Here is a 4,075-nt window from a genome sequence, read left to right as displayed (position 1 = left end):
CCCGCCGATGGCGGTGTCCACGACCCGGTCCAGCAATGCGATCCGCTCCTGCGGACCGGATACCCGCACGAGTCGGGTCGCCCGGGCCGCCTCGGCGAGCAGGTTGTTCCGGGTCCACGTCGAACGTCGCTCCGCGACCGCGGCGAGCGCGGTGCACGCGGCCTGCTCGACGATGTCCTCCGGCATGTCAACCGCCCTGACAGACGAAAACCCGGACACCGCGGTGGCCGGCGCTGCGATCGACGACGCACTGGCAAGTGGAGCACTGGCGACCGGCGCAGTGGCCACCGGGACTGTGACAACCGGCTGGGCGTCGGCAACCAGCGCCGCGGGCAAGCGGCCGGTGAGCTCGGTGGCCTGAGTCCGCCAGCGAGTGAACAAGGTCGCGAGCGGGGCGACAGTCTTGTCCGGTCGGGAGGCGAGCGTGGCCTGTTGACGCAGCCGGAGCATCTCTCGACGACTCGGCTCCCTCCCGTGCTTGGCCGTGAAGCCGGTGACCAACCCCCGCAACTGTCCCTCGATCTGGCCGGCGCGTGAGGAGAACAGCGCGAGCAACGCCTCCTCAACACCGACGATCTCGAAGGCGGGGTTGCGCCGATCACCACGATCCCGCAACCCCCACGTGACCGACAGGCGGGCGGACAGGGCGTCGGCCACGAGCGCGTCATAGGTCTCCGAACAGGCCACCGCGGCGCGGTAGACCGCTTGCCCGTCAAGCGAGCGCCAGCGCCCGTCTGGGCCTTGGACCTTGTTTGCGATCACGACGTGGGTGTGCAGATTTGGATCGCCCGTGCGGGTGTCCCAGTGGTCGAACGCGGCCGCGATCATGCCGCGGGTCGCGACCTGAGCGCACGAGTTCGCCCCGACCCGGGTGTGGAGAAAGCGGTCCTCGATCAACGCCAGGACCGCGGTAACCGCCTCGCGATGGGCATCGGCAACCGCCTGCTGGACCTCCCGGTCACCCAGGGCCCACAACACGCTTGCCGACTTCGGGGCGGTGAAGGTCAGATCGAATCCGGCAACCGCAGCCTTCACCGGTCGGGCCCGCTCCCGGGTCTCGATCGCCTCGACTGCGGCCTGGCGCTCTGTGCTAGCCAGCGCGTCTGGCAACCGTCCGACTGCGTCGGCAATCCGCTCCTCCGCGCTCCGGTACACCGGGAATGCCCGGCCCAACGCCGCCCCTGAGATCGGGTCGTGGCCGCGGCCGTACAGGGCGGCCATCGCCTCTTCGGTCACCGTCGATCCCGCCGCGAGTCCGCGCCCGCCGTTCAGCCCGGCCAGCCCTGATCCCAACCACCGCCCGGCCGGATATCCCGACTCTGCGTAGTACGAGGTCAACGATGTCCCGGCATCGCGACCACAATCGCCGCACGCGGTGTGCTTGAGCAGGTACTTGTACCCCGAGCCCGCCGAGAGCCGCGCCAGCGACATCACGACAACCCCCCGAACGACGGCAGGGGTCGCCGCTGGAGGCGCACCAACGAATCCACGTCGTGCCTGTGTGCGCGATCGGCGCCAGATCCGCGGCCATCTCAACTTGAGCAAGATGAGTACGTGCCCCGCCCATCGTCAGCTCGAGAACCAAGCTGCTGGACCGAGTCGTCCCTGCTCCACTTGGGTGTTGAAACCGATGGCGATGGTTGCCTTCGGGGCCGGCGAACGGACGGACAGGTCTCTCGACCTGGCCGCCGACGGGGGGCCGGGCGGGGCGGTCCAGTCGGCACCGCCGCCGCAGGACGCGAGGAGCCACGGGCGGCAGCGGCTCGGCGCCGCCCCGGCGCCAGGCCATGTCTAGACCCGGGCACCCCAGCGCTTGTTCCAGGGCGTCTGCGAACATCTACTCCGGAGCATCCGGCCGCCGCCGTCGCGATGGTCGGCCCTGCACGCAGAGACTCCCGAGGCGATGCTCCCGGTTTCAGCGCGCCTTGAGTCAGTGATCCCCGCGTCACTGCGTGGGTACCAGCCCGTCGGAGGGCTTGGGGCCCTCGGCGCTGACGGGTAAGCCTCCTGGTCGCGGTCGCGGTCGGGTCCGCGGTCGCCGCCCCATCAGACTCGGCGCTGCGCGTAGGTAGTGCAGTGAGCAGGGTGGGCCTGGGGGCCCGGACTGCGAGCGCCGGATACTACTACTATGCTCCGTAGCAGCTGTCTCGGTTGAGGGACCCTACCGGTCGGGCGGTGCAGCCAGGGTGTCACCACCCGGCCGACACGCAGACACGTCCCCCTCTATCTGTACTTGCTGGAGTCGAGGAAAGAAGTGAAGTCACAGGTCAAGGTGTCGGTGGGGCTCGTGGCCGCGTTCGCCCTCGTCGTGGCCGCGCTGCTCGTATGGGGGAAGATCGGCGGCGACCCTGCCGACGCTAACGCGGCGGAGGCGGCGGTCGCCCGGGCCGACAGCCACGTCCTCGGCCAGCGGGGAGCGGCCAACGTTGAGTTCGTCGAGTTCCTCGACTTCGAGTGCGAAGGCTGCGCTGCGGCGTTTCCAGTCGTCGAGCAGTTGCGCAAGCAGTACGCGGGCCGGGTCACCTTCGTGGCCCGGTACTTTCCGCTGCCCGGGCACTTCAACGCCGAACGTGCGGCCCGCGCGGCCGAGGCGGCAGCGCGTCAAGGCAAGTTCGAGCAGATGTATGTCCTGATGTATGAGAACCAGAGCCAGTGGGGTGAGCAGCGCGTCCCGCTCGACGCCACCTTCCGGGGCTTTGCCGAGCGGATTGGTCTAGACATGGCGCAGTACCACGCCGACTACGCCTCGCCGGAGGTGGCCGCGCGGGTGCAGCGCGACGTCGAGGACGGCTTGGCGCTGGGCGTGCAGGGAACCCCGACCTTCTTCCTCAACGGGCAGCGGATCGAACCTCAGTCCGCAGAGGACATGGTCGCGGCGCTCGAGGAAGCGCTCGCCAGCTCCTGATGAGCGACTCCCCCCGGCCAACCGCACCGCCGCGCGAGGTGCCGGCGGTTGCGACGCCAGATACCTCACCCCCGGCGAACTCACCGCCGCCCGGAGAGCGGGCGCTGGGCTGGCTGCTGCTCGTCGGTGGCCTTACGGGTTTCGCCGCGGCGTTTACGCTCATGGTCGAGAAGCTGGAACTGCTCAAGGACCCGACCTACACGCCATCATGCAGCCTCAACCCGATCCTCAACTGCGGCTCGGTCATGAAGACCGACCAGGCGGAGCTTTTCGGTTTTCCGAACCCGTTGATCGGCATCGCGGCATTTCCCGTCCTCGCTGCCACCGGGGTTGCGTTGATCGGCGGTGCGCGCCTGAGTCGCCCGTACTGGCTCGGCCTCCAGGCGGGGGTGACCCTGGCCGCAGGATTTGTGGTGTGGCTTATTTTTCAGAGCCTCTACCGCATCGGTGCCTTGTGCCCGTACTGCATGATTGTCTGGGCCGTGGTGTTGCCGGTGTTCGTGTACGTGACGTCGCACAACGCAAGCTCGGGTGTCCTTGGACGTGGTTTATCCGCTAGTCCTGTTGTTCAGGCGCTCGCCTCGTGGCGAATCACCATCGTCACTGCGGCGGCGCTCTTCATGGTGACTCTCGTCCTGGAGCAGTTCTGGTACTACTGGCGAACCCTCATCTGATGAACGGTCCGGTATACCCAGCATGAGCGCGCCTGCCGACACCTCCCAGGCCGTCTCGGGAGCTCAGGATTCCGACGGCAAGCCGTTGCTCGTCGTCAGCAATCTGACGCGTCGTTACGGCGCCCGGATCGCGGTCGACGACGTGTCGTTCACGCTCGGTCCCGGCATCACCGGGCTGCTCGGGCCGAACGGCGCGGGCAAGTCCAGCCTGATGACCTGCATGGCGGGAATCGCCGCGTGGGACGCCGGCTCGATCCGCATCGGTGACGCCGACGTCGCTCGCAACCCGCGCGCGGCGCGCAGGTTGCTGGGTTTCATGCCCGAGCGCGTCGCGTTCCCGAACGAGATGCGGGTGACCGAGTACCTGGCCTTCGCCGCCGAGGCCAAGCGCATCCCGCGTGCGGAACGACGTGCTGCCGTGGACCTCGCGATCGCCCGTACCGGCCTCGGTGCGGTGCCCGACCGCATCGTCGGCAATCTGTCCAAGGGCAACAAG

4 protein-coding genes are annotated in these 4,075 nt (G+C 68.6%); 3 read left to right on the top strand and 1 reads right to left on the bottom strand.

What is annotated here, in order from left to right; genetic code table 11:
• The coding region (mobF, locus tag SPOPO_RS26785; RefSeq protein ID WP_156870310.1) for a MobF family relaxase at positions 1 to 1,431 on the bottom strand (1,431 nt) is incomplete at its 3' end.
• Positions 1,432 to 2,254: 823 nt separating this feature from the next.
• Between mobF and SPOPO_RS0101120 the strand changes: the two genes are divergently transcribed.
• The 3 genes from SPOPO_RS0101120 to SPOPO_RS0101110 all read left to right on the top strand — a co-directional run.
• Positions 2,255 to 2,905, top strand: a complete 651-nt coding sequence (locus tag SPOPO_RS0101120) for a DsbA family protein (protein ID WP_019872947.1) — start codon at positions 2,255 to 2,257, stop codon at positions 2,903 to 2,905.
• The gene (locus tag SPOPO_RS0101115; protein ID WP_019872946.1) at positions 2,905 to 3,579 is read left to right on the top strand and encodes a vitamin K epoxide reductase family protein; all 675 of its coding nucleotides are present in this window, start codon (positions 2,905 to 2,907) and stop codon (positions 3,577 to 3,579) included. The genes SPOPO_RS0101120 and SPOPO_RS0101115 overlap by 1 nt, the downstream gene beginning before the upstream one ends.
• Before the next feature lie 22 nt (positions 3,580 to 3,601).
• Positions 3,602 to 4,075: ATP-binding cassette domain-containing protein (locus tag SPOPO_RS0101110; RefSeq protein ID WP_019872945.1), on the top strand; the 474-nt coding region annotated here is incomplete at its 3' end.

The organism is Sporichthya polymorpha DSM 43042, assembly GCF_000384115.1.
GTDB classification, from domain to species: Bacteria; Actinomycetota; Actinomycetes; order Sporichthyales; family Sporichthyaceae; genus Sporichthya; species Sporichthya polymorpha.
This window is presented reverse-complemented; position numbering and strand designations above follow the sequence as displayed.